Genomic DNA, 1439 nt, shown 5'->3' on the forward strand with positions numbered 1-1439 from the left:
GGAATTACCTGCAATGCCGTATGCCCCGCCTGGGTATTGACCCCATGGGCCGCCAAGCAGGTCGAGGAGAAAGCGGCCGAGCTTCAATATTCGTTTGACGAGGCTGCCCGAAACTATTTTCTGACGGATATGCCCACCCGGCGTTTCGTGGAAACTGACGAAATCGCAGCCGGCGTTCTGTTCCTATGCAGCGAGGCCGCGAAGTCGATTACCGGAATTGCGCTTCCGATCGATGGCGGGTGCTTGGTGGTCTGAGCATCCATAAAGCTTTCCCGCGCTGGTGCTTCGTGTAAGACCCGCGGGAATAGGTTTCTGGAAAGCGGCGTTGCAGCTCTGCGGGGAGTTGCAACGCCCGGTGCTGTGAACGCGGCTACGTGCGGGGCCTCAGGTTAAGTAAGGTGCGCGTTTCCGAAGCGGAGCGTATTCTAGCCCCCATGGCTTCAACCGCTTGACGGGCTTTTGTAACCAACTGTGCATTGGTGGCGAGGACTCCACGCTCCAGATAGAGATTGTCCTCCAAGCCAACTCGAATGTTGCCGCCTAAGAGAACAGCCTGCGCAGCCATTGGGATCTGCATTGCGCCAAGTCCAAACCCTGCCCAGATGGCGTTCGACGGCAGCGCGTTTCGCATCGCCATCATCGCATCTGACGTGGCAGGCGCTCCATACTTGATCCCGAGGCAAAGCTGGAAGAGCGGTGGCTGCGCGATCCGACCTTCCTTGATCAACTGCTTTGCCAGTTCGATATGCCCAAGTTCGAAGACTTCGATCTCCGGAAGGACTGAAGCGCCCTTGTAGCTGTCCGACATCGCCCGCAACCAGGTTGGCGTTGTCGCGTAGAGAGAGTCATCGAAATTCAAAGAGCCTGTATCAAGGCTTGCAATTTCAGGCTTCAACTCCAGAATGTGTTCCATTCGCTCTTGGGGGCCAACGAAATCGGTGCCCGCAGCCGGCGGCAACGGAGACTGCTCAGAACCGAATAGGATCTCACCACCCATACCGCCGGTCAGATTGATGATAACGTCCTTGTTGCGCTCCCGAATGATCGTAACAAGCTCCCGATAGAGCCCAACATCCCGGCTGCCCAGTCGCGTCTCTGGATCGCGAACATGAAGGTGGACAATTGCCGCACCTGCTTCATATGCTTCCAGCGCGCTGTCGGCGATCTCCACAGGCGTGACGGGTACATGCGGGCTTTTGCCTGCAAAGTCGCCTCCGCCTGTTACAGCGCAGGTGATGAAAGGTTCACGATTCATGTATATCTCCGATGATGGACATGGTTTTAGAGCAAAGCTCCTGCCTGAGGGCGCCGATCAGGTGGCGCTCGGTTGACTCGAACGCTTTAGCAGGCAGACATAGTCTGAGCCTTCGACCTGTGCAGCGCGCTTTAGCTAACGAAGAAACCAGGCTCTTGCACAAGTGAAACTTGGCTGGGGAAAG

The 1439-nt window shown here is 56.8% G+C and carries 2 protein-coding genes; one reads left to right on the forward strand and one right to left on the reverse strand.

Annotated elements, in window-relative coordinates:
* A partial coding sequence (locus CO676_RS34220; protein WP_144340262.1) for an SDR family oxidoreductase occupies positions 1-255 on the forward strand: 255 nt, incomplete at its 5' end.
* 115 nt (positions 256-370) lie between these two features.
* On the opposite strand, the gene CO676_RS34225 is transcribed toward CO676_RS34220, so the two are convergent.
* Positions 371-1255 (reverse strand): 3-keto-5-aminohexanoate cleavage protein, encoded by an 885-nt coding sequence (locus tag CO676_RS34225; RefSeq protein ID WP_097524306.1) that lies wholly within the window; start codon positions 1253-1255, stop codon positions 371-373.
* Positions 1256-1439: the final 184 nt, after the last annotated feature.

It is taken from the genome of Sinorhizobium sp. BJ1, assembly GCF_002531555.1.
GTDB classification, from domain to species: domain Bacteria; phylum Pseudomonadota; class Alphaproteobacteria; order Rhizobiales; family Rhizobiaceae; genus Sinorhizobium; species Sinorhizobium fredii_B.

Bases quoted from the DNA above. Each gene is read 5' to 3' on its own strand.
- CO676_RS34225 (WP_097524306.1), bottom strand. From the start codon at position 1,255: ATGAATCGTGAACCTTTCATCACCTGCGCTGTAACAGGCGGAGGCGAC.